This window comes from Xenorhabdus ishibashii (assembly GCF_002632755.1).
In the GTDB taxonomy this organism is placed as follows: domain Bacteria; phylum Pseudomonadota; class Gammaproteobacteria; order Enterobacterales; family Enterobacteriaceae; genus Xenorhabdus; species Xenorhabdus ishibashii.
The window spans coordinates 1,515,088-1,527,865 of the sequence record NZ_NJAK01000001.1; the positions used below are offsets into that span (position 1 = coordinate 1,515,088).

Annotated in this window: 10 protein-coding genes, 3 tRNA genes and 3 rRNA genes; 3 read left to right on the forward strand and 13 right to left on the reverse strand. The window is 45.8% G+C overall.

Annotated features, from left to right (window positions below; translation table 11 throughout):
* Positions 1–46: 46 nt before the first annotated feature.
* Complete coding sequence (locus tag Xish_RS07120) at positions 47–1,573, forward strand: YifB family Mg chelatase-like AAA ATPase (protein WP_099117297.1); 1,527 nt, start codon at positions 47–49, stop codon at positions 1,571–1,573.
* Between the two features lie 62 nt (positions 1,574–1,635).
* Here the strand turns inward: Xish_RS07120 and Xish_RS07125 are convergent, their stop codons facing one another.
* Positions 1,636–1,974 (reverse strand): MaoP family protein, encoded by a 339-nt coding sequence (locus Xish_RS07125; protein ID WP_099117298.1) that lies wholly within the window; start codon positions 1,972–1,974, stop codon positions 1,636–1,638.
* A 115-nt stretch (positions 1,975–2,089) separates the two neighbouring features.
* Here Xish_RS07125 and hdfR point away from each other — a divergent pair, with 115 nt between their 5' ends.
* Positions 2,090–2,926: an HTH-type transcriptional regulator HdfR gene (gene hdfR / locus Xish_RS07130; RefSeq protein ID WP_099117299.1), complete on the forward strand. Its 837-nt coding sequence runs from the start codon at positions 2,090–2,092 to the stop codon at positions 2,924–2,926.
* A gap of 233 nt (positions 2,927–3,159) precedes the next feature.
* Here hdfR and Xish_RS07135 read toward each other — a convergent pair.
* The 7 genes from Xish_RS07135 to Xish_RS07165 form a co-directional block, all read right to left on the reverse strand.
* Positions 3,160–3,235: transfer RNA gene (locus Xish_RS07135), tRNA-Trp, on the reverse strand.
* A gap of 8 nt (positions 3,236–3,243) precedes the next feature.
* A tRNA-Asp gene (locus Xish_RS07140) sits at positions 3,244–3,320 on the reverse strand.
* Between the two features lie 55 nt (positions 3,321–3,375).
* A 5S ribosomal RNA gene (gene rrf / locus Xish_RS07145) occupies positions 3,376–3,491 on the reverse strand.
* A gap of 81 nt (positions 3,492–3,572) precedes the next feature.
* Positions 3,573–6,481 (reverse strand): 23S ribosomal RNA (locus Xish_RS07150).
* A 188-nt stretch (positions 6,482–6,669) separates the two neighbouring features.
* A tRNA-Glu gene (locus tag Xish_RS07155) sits at positions 6,670–6,745 on the reverse strand.
* A gap of 83 nt (positions 6,746–6,828) precedes the next feature.
* Positions 6,829–8,371, reverse strand: a 16S ribosomal RNA gene (locus tag Xish_RS07160).
* The 16S, 23S and 5S rRNA genes sit together here with 3 tRNA genes alongside, the layout of an rRNA operon.
* A gap of 69 nt (positions 8,372–8,440) precedes the next feature.
* Positions 8,441–8,779 carry a hypothetical protein gene (locus Xish_RS07165; RefSeq protein ID WP_099117300.1) on the reverse strand — a complete coding sequence of 113 codons (339 nt, stop codon included), beginning with the start codon at positions 8,777–8,779 and terminating at the stop codon, positions 8,441–8,443.
* A gap of 80 nt (positions 8,780–8,859) precedes the next feature.
* Here Xish_RS07165 and Xish_RS07170 point away from each other — a divergent pair, with 80 nt between their 5' ends.
* The gene (locus tag Xish_RS07170; RefSeq protein WP_099117301.1) at positions 8,860–9,414 is read left to right on the forward strand and encodes a gamma carbonic anhydrase family protein; all 555 of its coding nucleotides are present in this window, start codon (positions 8,860–8,862) and stop codon (positions 9,412–9,414) included.
* Here the strand turns inward: Xish_RS07170 and Xish_RS07175 are convergent.
* Genes Xish_RS07175 through dprA form a run of 5 tightly spaced genes read right to left on the reverse strand, consistent with a single transcriptional unit; the run spans position 9,381 to position 12,749 of the window.
* A complete protein-coding gene (locus Xish_RS07175) occupies positions 9,381–9,650 on the reverse strand; it encodes a DUF1488 family protein (protein ID WP_099117302.1) in 270 nt (89 codons plus the stop codon). The genes Xish_RS07170 and Xish_RS07175 overlap by 34 nt on opposite strands.
* Positions 9,647–10,471 (reverse strand): shikimate dehydrogenase, encoded by an 825-nt coding sequence (gene aroE / locus Xish_RS07180; RefSeq protein ID WP_099117303.1) that lies wholly within the window; start codon positions 10,469–10,471, stop codon positions 9,647–9,649. The genes Xish_RS07175 and aroE overlap by 4 nt, the downstream gene beginning before the upstream one ends.
* Before the next feature lie 6 nt (positions 10,472–10,477).
* Positions 10,478–11,047, reverse strand: a complete 570-nt coding sequence (gene tsaC / locus Xish_RS07185; protein ID WP_099117304.1) for an L-threonylcarbamoyladenylate synthase type 1 TsaC — start codon at positions 11,045–11,047, stop codon at positions 10,478–10,480.
* Position 11,048: 1 nt separating this feature from the next.
* Entirely contained in the window at positions 11,049–11,600 is a 552-nt protein-coding gene (locus Xish_RS07190) for a topoisomerase DNA-binding C4 zinc finger domain-containing protein (RefSeq protein WP_099117305.1), read from the reverse strand.
* A 60-nt stretch (positions 11,601–11,660) separates the two neighbouring features.
* A complete protein-coding gene (dprA, locus tag Xish_RS07195) occupies positions 11,661–12,749 on the reverse strand; it encodes a DNA-protecting protein DprA (protein WP_099117306.1) in 1,089 nt (362 codons plus the stop codon).
* Between the last annotated feature and the right edge of the window lie 29 nt (positions 12,750–12,778).

A 12,778-nucleotide genomic window follows, 5' to 3' on the forward strand; every position in this document is an offset into this window, starting at 1 on the left:
TTTTTTATCGATCCATGATAACAGCTTTCTTGCTAAGGAGAGCATCATGGCACTAGCCGTTATTCATACACGGGCAACAATTGGTATCGATTCTCCTATCGTCACGATAGAAGCACATATCAGTAATGGCTTACCCGGTCTCACCCTTGTTGGTTTACCTGAAACGACCGTAAAAGAAGCCAGAGATCGTGTTCGAAGCGCTCTGATCAATAGTGGTTTTACTTATCCTCCCAAAAGGATTACCGTCAATTTAGCACCAGCAGATCTCCCCAAAGAAGGGGGAAGATATGATTTACCCATTGCTATTGCGATTTTAGCCGCATCGGAGCAAATCACGACAGGTAAGCTACATAATTATGAGTTTTTAGGTGAGTTAGCACTTTCTGGTGAAATACGGCAAGTTACGGGAGCAATTCCCGCAGCATTGAGTGCAAAAAAAGCAGGAAGACAACTTATCCTCTCCTCAGAAAACCAAGCTGAACTGGCAATTTTGTCTCAAAACGAAACGCTAATGGCAAATCATTTGCTGCAAGTTTGCCATTTTTTACAAGGAGAAAATGCGACCCTATCCTCTCCTTCTCCTATTGAACTACAGACTGAATCATTTGTTTTGGATATACAGGATATTATTGGGCAGGAACAAGCTAAACGGGCACTGGAGATCACAGCCGCTGGCGGTCATAATCTTCTGCTACTCGGCCCTCCAGGCACCGGCAAAACTATGCTTGCCAGCCGATTATGTGGTTTATTACCGCCATTGACGCATCAGGAAGCTCTAGACGTTGCTGCAATCAATAGCTTAGCGGGATGTCCAGTTAACCCTCAAAAATGGCATATACGCCCATTTAGAGCCCCTCATCACAGTTCATCAATGGCAGCTCTTGTTGGAGGGGGCTCAATACCTAAGCCGGGCGAAATTTCTCTTTCCCATAATGGTGTATTATTTCTAGACGAATTACCTGAATTTAACCGCAGTGTCCTTGATGCCCTGCGGGAACCGCTAGAATCTGGCGAAATAGTGATATCCCGTGCCAGAGCAAAAGTTCGTTTTCCTGCCCAGGTTCAATTGATTGCTGCCATGAACCCTAGCCCAACCGGCTATCATCAGGGGATGCATAACCGAAGTAGTCCACACCAAGTATTACGTTACCTCTCTAAACTGTCAGGCCCTTTTTTAGATCGTTTTGATCTCTCTATTGAAGTTCCGCTACTTCCGCCAGGAATTTTAAGTCAATCATCAATAAAATATGGAGAAAGTAGTCAAGAAATCAAAAAACGCGTAACAAAGGCAAGAAAAATACAAATAGAACGGTGTGGGCGCATTAATGCTCATCTCAGTAGCAAACAAACTGAAAATATTTGCAAAATTAGCATGGAAAATGCCGTTTTTCTGGAAAATACTTTATTAAAATTAGGGCTATCTATACGTGCCTGGCACAGAATACTTAGAGTTTCTCGCACAATTGCAGACTTAAAAGAGCAAACAAAAATAGAAAAACCAGATATTATGGAAGCGCTCAGCTACCGAAGTATGGATAGGTTACTTATTCAATTACAGAAGCAGGCTGGATAAGTTATCGATTGGAAGAGAGGCAACCGCCCCTCTTGCGTAGATGATTAATATCAATGATGGTATTAATCATCCGTATCGGTATAGTCCTCAGAAGAATCAAGCTGAGGTTTTCCACCGGAAAGAGTATGAAAACGTTTTGGACGGCTAATTTTTTCCAAATACTTAGTCCACACCTTTTCCTCTGTCGTTGCAGGTGCACGTTCACCACGGCAAACTGCAACAAACAGTTTCTCCTCTTCTGTTTGAGGTTCACGTTTACCAAGGTCCAATTCATTGAACGCATGACCATAACGTTCTAACAATTGAGCCTCTTTGATGGTGAAATCACCATGACGGGAAAATCCTCGTGGATAATTTTTATTATCAAAAAAACGATTAGTCGTGATGAAGCTTTCAGCCATCTGACACACTCCTAACTCTAAGTCATACTAATTATGGCGCGGAGTATTAGGGAGGCTTGACATTCTGTAAAACAAAATATTTAAATCTTAACGACAAAAACTATTGGAGATGCATGTGGACACTGAATTACTGAAAACCTTTTTGGAAGTCAGTAAGACTCGTCACTTTGGTCGGGCAGCTGAGTCGCTCTATTTAACACAATCCGCTGTTAGTTTTCGGATCCGCCAATTAGAAAATCAGTTGGGTACCAATTTATTCACACGACATCGTAATAATATCCGCCTAACAGCGGCCGGAGAACGCCTGGTACCTTATGCAGAATCACTAATGAGTACCTGGCAATTGGCGAAGAAAGAAATCAATTATGTTGCCCAGCATACAAAACTTTCTATCGGCGCTACAGCATCCCTATGGGAAAGTTATCTAACACCCTGGATAAATACATTTTATCAACACCATCAGGAAATAAGAATCGAAACCCTGGTTTCGACACGCCAATCACTAGTCAAACAATTGCATTCTCGTGAATTAGATCTCTTAATCACCACTGAACCGCCAAAAATGGATGAGTTTCAAAGTCAGTTGATAGGTAATATCCAGCTTATTTTATTAACAACCCAGCATAATCTTGATAAGGGAGTAGAAAATTATATTAAATTAGAGTGGGGAGCTGATTTTCACCAACAAGAACAACAAATATTAAAGAATGATCATCCACCTATCATTACAACCACATCAGCGCATATTGCCAGAGAGTTATTGGATAGCGTTAATGCTGCAACCTTCCTTCCTGTACACTGGCAAAAAGAATATCCGAAACTCGTTGCTTTACCTAATGATCAGTTAATAAAACGACCATTGTACGCTGTATGGCTACAAAACAGTGACCAACAAGCTCTTATCCAACACTTATTAAAAATTTCTGTTGAGAAAGCGCCTATAGTTACGTAGCAACCCAAAAACAGCCTTAAAGGAGTAGTGAGCACTTGCAAAGAAAAAGAAATTAGAATTACACGAAACTAGAAATTAAAACTATATGCCAATAAAAACATATCTCAGGACTGCAATATGTTAGAGCTATAGTACGTTGGAACTGCATACAAATGACAAATAACAAAAAACCCAGCTAAATTTAGCTGGGCTATTAATCTGAAAGCTATATCAATTATTACTTATTTGTTAACTGGCAGGGGCGGAGAGACTCGAACTCCCAACACCCGGTTTTGGAGACCGGTGCTCTACCAATTGAACTACGCCCCTAAATACGGTGGCGGTGCGGACGGGACTCGAACCCGCGACCCCCGGCGTGACAGGCCGGTATTCTAACCAACTGAACTACCGCACCACCGAATTTTTTATCCTTGCTGCCTTTTATGCCAGCAACAAAGGGTTAATTGAATGTCTGGCAGTTCCCTACTCTCGCATGGGGAGACCCCACACTACCATCGGCGCTACGGCGTTTCACTGCTGAGTTCGGCATGGGGTCAGGTGGGACCACCGCGCTCTTGCCGCCAGACAAATCCTGTTTTCAATCCCGAACAAGCTGTTTTTTCTCTGAAACTGTCTTCTCTCATGCCCAAAACACCTTCGGTGTTGTCAGGTTAAGCCGCACGGTTCATTAGTACTGGTTAGCTCAACGTCTCGCAACGCTTACACACCCAGCCTATCTACGTCCTCGTCTCGAACGTTCCTTCAGTGTCCTCAAGGGACAAGGGAAGACTCATCTTAAGGCAAGTTTCCCGCTTAGATGCTTTCAGCGGTTATCTCTTCCGCACTTAGCTACCGGGCAGTGCCATTGGCATGACAACCCGAACACCAGTGGTGCGTCCACTCCGGTCCTCTCGTACTAGGAGCAGCCCCTTGCAATCTTCCAACGCCCACGGCAGATAGGGACCGAACTGTCTCACGACGTTCTAAACCCAGCTCGCGTACCACTTTAAATGGCGAACAGCCATACCCTTGGGACCTACTTCAGCCCCAGGATGTGATGAGCCGACATCGAGGTGCCAAACACCGCCGTCGATATGAACTCTTGGGCGGTATCAGCCTGTTATCCCCGGAGTACCTTTTATCCGTTGAGCGATGGCCCTTCCATTCAGAACCACCGGATCACTAAGACCTACTTTCGTACCTGCTCGAGCCGTCACTCTCGCAGTCAAGCTAGCTTATGCCTTTGCACTAACCTCACGATGTCCGACCGTGATTAGCTAACCTTCGTGCTCCTCCGTTACGCTTTGGGAGGAGACCGCCCCAGTCAAACTACCCACCAGACACTGTCCGCAACCCGGTTCACGGGCCTACGTTAGAACATCAAACATTCAAGGGTGGTATTTCAAGGATGGCTCCGTGCAGACTGGCGTCCACACTTCACAGCCTCCCACCTATCCTACACATCAAGGCTCAAGGTTCAGTGTCAAGCTATAGTAAAGGTTCACGGGGTCTTTCCGTCTTGCCGCGGGTACACTGCATCTTCACAGCGAGTTCAATTTCACTGAGTCTCGGGTGGAGACAGCCTGGCCATCATTACGCCATTCGTGCAGGTCGGAACTTACCCGACAAGGAATTTCGCTACCTTAGGACCGTTATAGTTACGGCCGCCGTTTACTGGGGCTTCGATCAAGAGCTTCGCCTTGCGGCTAACCCCATCAATTAACCTTCCAGCACCGGGCAGGCGTCACACCGTATACGTCCACTTTCGTGTTTGCACAGTGCTGTGTTTTTATTAAACAGTTGCAGCCAGCTGGTATCTGCGACTGGCCTCGGCTCCGGGCGCATGTCCCTTCACCTAACGCCAGCGTGCCTTCTCCCGAAGTTACGGCACCATTTTGCCTAGTTCCTTCACCCGAGTTCTCTCAAGCGCCTGAGTATTCTCTACCTGACCACCTGTGTCGGTTTGGGGTACGATTCAATGTGACCTGATGCTTAGAGGCTTTTCCTGGAAGCAGGGCATCTGTCACTTCAGCACCATAGTGCCTCGTCATCACGCCTCAGCCTTAAAGCACCCCGGATTTCCCTGGGATGCCAGCCTACACGCTTAAACCGGGACGACCGTCGCCCGGATGACATAGCCTTCTCCGTCCCCCCTTCGCAGCCACACCGAGTACGGGAATATTAACCCGTTTCCCATCGACTACGCCTTTCGGCCTCGCCTTAGGGGTCGACTCACCCTGCCCCGATTAACGTTGGACAGGAACCCTTGGTCTTCCGGCGAGCGGGTTTTTCACCCGCTTTATCGTTACTTATGTCAGCATTCGCACTTCTGATACCTCCAGCAAACCTCACAGTTCACCTTCTCCGGCTTACAGAACGCTCCCCTACCCAACAACACCTAAATGTCGCTGCCGCAGCTTCGGTGCATGGTTTAGCCCCGTTACATCTTCCGCGCAGGCCGACTCGACCAGTGAGCTATTACGCTTTCTTTAAATGATGGCTGCTTCTAAGCCAACATCCTGGCTGTCTGAGCCTTCCCACTTCGTTTCCCACTTAACCATGACTTTGGGACCTTAGCTGGCGGTCTGGGTTGTTTCCCTCTTCACGACGGACGTTAGCACCCGCCGTGTGTCTCCCGTGATAACATTCTTCGGTATTCGCAGTTTGCATCGGGTTGGTAAGTCGGGATGACCCCCTAGCCGAAACAGTGCTCTACCCCCGAAGATGAATTCACGAGGCGCTACCTAAATAGCTTTCGGGGAGAACCAGCTATCTCCCGGTTTGATTGGCCTTTCACCCCCAGCCACAAGTCATCCGCTAATTTTTCAACATTAGTCGGTTCGGTCCTCCAGTTAGTGTTACCCAACCTTCAACCTGCCCATGGCTAGATCACCGGGTTTCGGGTCTATACCCTGCAACTTAACGCCCAGTTAAGACTCGGTTTCCCTGCGGCTCCCCTATTCGGTTAACCTTGCTACAGAATATAAGTCGCTGACCCATTATACAAAAGGTACGCAGTCACCCTGATAAATCAAGGCTCCCACTGCTTGTACGTACACGGTTTCAGGTTCTCTTTCACTCCCCTCGCCGGGGTTCTTTTCGCCTTTCCCTCACGGTACTGGTTCACTATCGGTCAGTCAGGAGTATTTAGCCTTGGAGGATGGTCCCCCATGTTCAGACAGGATACCACGTGTCCCGCCCTACTCGTTGAGCTCACAATAGGCATGTCTTCGGATACGGGGCTTTCACCCTTTACTGCCGGCCTTTCCAGACCGTTCTCCTGACACGCCTATCGCTGATGGCTCTGGGCTCCTCCCCGTTCGCTCGCCGCTACTGGGGGAATCTCGGTTGATTTCTTTTCCTCGGGGTACTGAGATGTTTCAGTTCCCCCGGTTCGCCTCCTTACCCTATGAATTCAGGCAAGGATAGTGCAACGGATTGCACTGGGTTTCCCCATTCGGACATCGCCGGCTGATAGCGCTTCATATCAGCTCACCGGCGCTTTTCGCAGATTAGCACGTCCTTCATCGCCTCTGACTGCCTAGGCATCCACCGTGTACGCTTAGTCGCTTAACCTCACAACCCGAAGGTGTCTTCGGACTGGAGTTTTTGAGAGACTCATCAATGTTATCGTTTAACAACATTGATTGTTTCAAATTTTCAGCTTGTTCCAGATTGTTAAAGAGCAATGATTGCTAAACCGGCTCACCAGCCCGCTTAGCAATCATTTTAGGCACCGTCTTTCACCCGATACCGGAGCAAAGTGGCGTCCCCTAGGGGATTCGAACCCCTGTTACCGCCGTGAAAGGGCGGTGTCCTAGGCCTCTAGACGAAGGGGACTTCAAGTCTTCTTCGCAGACGCTTGCTCATACTGCATTTCATCAGACAATCTGTGTGAACACTCACATTTCACCATCGTTGGTTAAGGAGGTGATCCAACCGCAGGTTCCCCTACGGTTACCTTGTTACGACTTCACCCCAGTCATGAATCACAAAGTGGTCAGCGCCCTCCAAAAGGTTAAGCTACCGACTTCTTTTGCAACCCACTCCCATGGTGTGACGGGCGGTGTGTACAAGGCCCGGGAACGTATTCACCGTAGCATTCTGATCTACGATTACTAGCGATTCCGACTTCATGGAGTCGAGTTGCAGACTCCAATCCGGACTACGACAGACTTTATGAGGTCCGCTTGCTCTCGCGAGGTCGCTTCTCTTTGTATCCGCCATTGTAGCACGTGTGTAGCCCTACTCGTAAGGGCCATGATGACTTGACGTCATCCCCACCTTCCTCCGGTTTATCACCGGCAGTCTCCCTTGAGTTCCCACCATAACGTGCTGGCAACAAAGGATAAGGGTTGCGCTCGTTGCGGGACTTAACCCAACATTTCACAACACGAGCTGACGACAGCCATGCAGCACCTGTCTCACGGTTCCCGAAGGCACTTCCGCATCTCTGCAGAATTCCGTGGATGTCAAGAGTAGGTAAGGTTCTTCGCGTTGCATCGAATTAAACCACATGCTCCACCGCTTGTGCGGGCCCCCGTCAATTCATTTGAGTTTTAATCTTGCGACCGTACTCCCCAGGCGGTCGATTTAACGCGTTAGCTCCGGAAGCCACAGCTCAAGGCCACAACCTCCAAATCGACATCGTTTACAGCGTGGACTACCAGGGTATCTAATCCTGTTTGCTCCCCACGCTTTCGCACCTGAGCGTCAGTCTTCGTCCAGGGGGCCGCCTTCGCCACCGGTATTCCTCCACATCTCTACGCATTTCACCGCTACACGTGGAATTCTACCCCCCTCTACGAGACTCTAGCCAACCAGTCTTAGATGCCATTCCCAGGTTAAGCCCGGGGATTTCACATCTAACTTAATTGACCGCCTGCGTGCGCTTTACGCCCAGTAATTCCGATTAACGCTTGCACCCTCCGTATTACCGCGGCTGCTGGCACGGAGTTAGCCGGTGCTTCTTCTGCGGGTAACGTCAATCGCAAAGTGTATTCAACCTTGCGCCTTCCTCCCCGCTGAAAGTACTTTACAACCCGAAGGCCTTCTTCATACACGCGGCATGGCTGCATCAGGCTTGCGCCCATTGTGCAATATTCCCCACTGCTGCCTCCCGTAGGAGTCTGGGCCGTGTCTCAGTCCCAGTGTGGCTGGTCATCCTCTCAGACCAGCTAGGGATCGTCGCCTAGGTGAGCCTTTACCCCACCTACTAGCTAATCCCATCTGGGTTCATCCGATGGCGTGAGGCCCGAAGGTCCCCCACTTTGCTCCAAAGAGGTTATGCGGTATTAGCCACCGTTTCCAGTGGTTATCCCCCTCCATCGGGCAGATCCCCAGACATTACTCACCCGTCCGCCGCTCGCCGGCAGGAAAGCAAGCTTTCCCCCGCTGCCGCTCGACTTGCATGTGTTAGGCCTGCCGCCAGCGTTCAATCTGAGCCATGATCAAACTCTTCAATTAAAAGTTTGATGCTCAAAGAATCTTACTGTTAGTTCGTAATGAATTAACTGTCAGTCACTCTTCAAGACTTTAATCTTTTTTTGCCTTTCGGCTGAGATAGTGTCTTGCGAGTGCCCACACAGATTGTCTGATTAATTTGTTAAAGAGCGTTGGCAACCGGCCTTTTCTGCCGGGTTGCGAGGCTGCGTATCTTACGCTTTTCGCCTCCAGAGTCAAGCAATTATTTTCGCTTTTCTCTGCGGCCGTCGTGGCTTGTTTCAGCACATCGCCGGTCAGTGGTGGCGCATTATAGGGAGTTTTCTGGGGCTGGCAATAGTTTTTTTGAATTTTATTTTCAAATGAGCATTTTTCACCCACCTTAATATAAAAATCATTCAAAAAGGCTAATATTAATGCAACACCTTTCATTGAATGGTGTTTTTTTCCTCAATGACATTCAGATATAATTGTTTCTATAATTACTACATGCTCTACTATTGAGGTTTTTTATGTCCACTGTTTTACGCCAATATCTAAATTTCTATCCTCAAGTTGGTCAAAAAGTTCTTTTAGACCCTTCTTCTGTTGTAATTGGGGATGTCAGATTGGCAGACGATGTCAGCATCTGGCCCCTTGTAGTTATCAGGGGGGATGTAAATTATGTCTTAATTGGCTCACGTACAAATATTCAAGATGGTTCTGTTCTGCATGTGACTCATAAATCACCTGATAATCCGAATGGCCTCCCCCTAATAATTGGCGAAGATGTCACCGTAGGTCATAAAGTAATGCTACATGGGTGTAAAATTGGAAATCGAGTCTTAGTTGGCATGGGGTCCATCTTACTTGATGGAGTAACTATTGAAGATGATGTTGTCATTGGAGCTGGTAGCCTAGTCCCTCCAGGCAAAAAATTAGAAAGTGGCTACCTGTACGTCGGTAGCCCTGCCAGACAAATAAGAAAACTCAAACCTGAAGAATTGGAAGGGCTACTTTATTCCGCTAATAATTACGTTATCTGGAAAAATAACTATTTATCAGCACAATACGAAAGCAAAGAGTAGTGTCCAAATTGATCATAATGCCCACTCAAAATGACTGTTTCAAACTCATCTTCTAAATCCCAGCGATGTTGGCGAAACAAATCGAGTGGGTGATGATCCTTACCATAACGCTCTATTATTTCATCAGAGCTAATCATACATTCCACCAGAAAACCATCCACCATTGCTGGGAATACCACCTTATTTTCTACCTCATCCCACTCTTCACGATCAGGAAATTGAATTGATTGGTTCATGCATGTAATTCCCGTCTTAAGGTCGTTAAAACAGATTCTATTTCGGGGAATACTCCATGCCATAATTCAAAAGAATACGCAGCCTGCCCTACCAACATACCTAAACCATCAGCCAAACGTGAAATACCATTTTGATGAGCAAACGTAAGAAAAGGAGTTAATCCATGTTGGTAATACATGTCGTAACACACACTATTATTTTGAAAAATCAATGGTGAAATAGCCGGAATTTGCCCATCAAGGCCAGAAGCTGTTGCATTAATAATAATATCAAAGTCTGGGGTAATGAGGCCAAGCTCACTCATTTCAATAGCCCGAATATCACCTAGTAAAGAAAATGTATTTGCGATTATTTGAGCACGTTCGAATGTTCGGTTAGTAATAGTGACTGAGCAGCCCAATGATAACAAAGGAGACAATACACCTTTCGCAGCTCCACCAGCGCCTATGATCAGAATTTTCTGCCCTTGAGAGAGGAATTTGAGTCGTTGCAAATCTACCAATAATCCCATTCCATCAGTGTTATCACCAAGCAGTCGGTTTCCCTCTATCCGTTTTAATGTATTCACTGCTCCACAGATACTCGCCCGCTCAGTCAATTCATCTGAACATTTATAAGCCCTCTCTTTGAAAGGAACAGTGATATTCGCTCCTAATCCCCCTTGCTCGAAAAAATGAGCTAAGACTTGTTCAAAGTTTTCTCCCTGAGCAAGTATTTTCCCATACCGATGTTCTATACCTGTTTGTTCAGAAAACAGTCGATGAATATAGGGAGATTTACTATGTGAGATTGGATTACCAAAAACAGCGAATTTATCCATGATTCTTTATCCTTGCCGATATAATTTGCCAGTTAATGCATCCCTGATTTCTGATGGATTCTCACGCCCGCCAACTTCTCCGCCTAATATTGGGACACGATTGCCAAATTGCTGGCGGACTTCTTCTACACTACGACACGGAGCTAATCCGCTTAGATTCGCACTGGTCGAAACAAGTGGTTTTTCATATATAGCGCATAACTGCCGAACCAAAGGATGATCCGTAACTCGAACAGCCAATGTTGAAAATTTGCCAGTCAACCATTTTGGTGTAGTTACTTTCGCGGGAATTACCCATGTAACAGGACCCGGCCAAGATGAGAATATGGTTTCTTTCTGTGTATCATTTATTTGTTCATCATCAATGTAAGTACATAGTCTCTCATACTTATCAGCAATAAGAATTAGCCCTTTCTCCCAAGACCTATTTTTCAACGCTAACAGCTCTTGCACTGCATTTTCACTATCAGGATCACACCCTAATCCAAAAACGGCTTCAGTTGGATAAGCAATAACTTTTTCTTCTTTTAAGGCCGTGATAACTTCATTAAATACTGGTGAGATTACGTGACTCATTTCATTTCTCAATTTCGTTAAATTGCTGCTTGCTACACAATTTACTGGCACAAAATAATCTTATGCCTTGGGAGGTGCGCTTTTCTATTAACAATGGATAGTGACAAAACATACATTCACCTGAAGTGGGCTTATTATTAAGTGCAAACTGACACTCTGGATAGCGACTACAGGAATAAAATGTCTTACCAAAACGAGACTTACGCTGGAGTAGTTTTCCTTGCTGGCACTGAGGACAATTAATTGACGTATCATCTGGTTTATCAATTAATTCTGTATATTCACATTCAGGATAACGGCCACAGCCAATGAACATACCGTAACGCCCTTGACGTAAGACTAAAGTATTCCCACATTTCGGACAGATTTGCCCACCCAACTCTTTAACAATATGTCCATCTACTTGTGCTTTCAAAGGACGCAGATAATGGCAAGATGGATAACTGGAACACGAATAAAATGGGCCATGGACTCCATTGCGGATCACTAACTCAGCATCACACTCAGGGCAACGCTCTATTTTTTTTATAGTAAACGGTACTTTCTTAGACATATCTTACTCGCTGAATATTGGCAGCCACTATAACATTTGAAAAAACACAAATTAAATCGCTTAATTAATTCGGACATACCCACCAGCAACAACAGCAACTTTTCCCATAAGCTCCAATTCCAATAATTTAGTCATGACTTTTGTAACAGGCAGGGAAGAGCGCTGAGCAATCACATCAATAGGTGTAACTTCACTACTTACGTTAACCAGCACATCCATAAATGGCAACTCTGTTTGTCCAAATTGTTTATTTTCTTCCTCCTGATCTTTTTCGTCGATGTTAATCCATTGAAAAGAAGAGCTAATATGCTCCATAATATCCATTACATTTGTTGCCAAATAAGCCCCTTGCTTAATTAACCAATGATTGCCTTCATTTGCGGAAGTCCCCAATGGGCCAGGTAAGGTAAAAATGTCTCGTCCTTGTTCAAGAGCACAACGAGCAGTAATCAGTGATCCGCTATTTTTATGAGCTTCCACAATCAGAAGAGCCAAACATAACCCACTAATAATTCGATTTCTCCTTGGGAAATGTTTGGCTTTAGGTGGCGCATCAGGAAAAAATTCGGAAACTAATGCACCATTTTCTTTGATATGCATGGCCAAAGACTTATGTCTGCTGGGGTAGATATTTTTAAGGCCACTACCAAGCACTGCTACTGTTTTCCCTCCCACATCCAATGCTGCCTGATGACAGATACCATCAATACCAATCGCCAACCCACTAGTTATTACCAGATTATTTTTTGCCAAGTCGCTGGCAAATATCTTTCCCCATTTTTCTCCATAAAAAGTCGCAGCCCTACTACCAACCATTGAAATTTGTTTTTGAGATAAGATAGATACATCACCTACAACAAAAAGAACAAGAGGTGGAGAGTGTATTTGCTTTAATAAAGGCGGATATGCGGGATGAGAGAAGGTCAATAAATGATGATCTGGTTGCTCTAACCAATTGAGAGTCGAAATCAGCACGGAAGAGTTAGCTTTCATAAATTGCAAGCATTGCGCAGATGACAGGCCACATGCTTTAAGGGAAGATATACTGCAATTTTTCGTTTGTAACAGGCGATCCATAATATGCATGGCCTTCGCTGCTGAAAGATGAGAGACCATTTTCATTCTTAACCACATTTCCATCGCTTCCATATCGTCATCCTGACCTGAGGTTGAGAGCA

Coding starts and splice junctions, on each gene's coding strand:
- aroE (WP_099117303.1), bottom strand. CDS start 10,471: ATGGATAAATTCGCTGTTTTTGGTAATCCAATCTCACATAGTAAATCT.
- Xish_RS07170 (WP_099117301.1), top strand. CDS start 8,860: ATGTCCACTGTTTTACGCCAATATCTAAATTTCTATCCTCAAGTTGGT.
- Xish_RS07165 (WP_099117300.1), bottom strand. CDS start 8,779: ATGAAAGGTGTTGCATTAATATTAGCCTTTTTGAATGATTTTTATATT.
- dprA (WP_099117306.1), bottom strand. CDS start 12,749: ATGGAAGCGATGGAAATGTGGTTAAGAATGAAAATGGTCTCTCATCTT.
- Xish_RS07125 (WP_099117298.1), bottom strand. CDS start 1,974: ATGGCTGAAAGCTTCATCACGACTAATCGTTTTTTTGATAATAAAAAT.
- Xish_RS07190 (WP_099117305.1), bottom strand. CDS start 11,600: ATGTCTAAGAAAGTACCGTTTACTATAAAAAAAATAGAGCGTTGCCCT.
- Xish_RS07175 (WP_099117302.1), bottom strand. CDS start 9,650: ATGAACCAATCAATTCAATTTCCTGATCGTGAAGAGTGGGATGAGGTA.
- Xish_RS07120 (WP_099117297.1), top strand. CDS start 47: ATGGCACTAGCCGTTATTCATACACGGGCAACAATTGGTATCGATTCT.
- tsaC (WP_099117304.1), bottom strand. CDS start 11,047: ATGAGTCACGTAATCTCACCAGTATTTAATGAAGTTATCACGGCCTTA.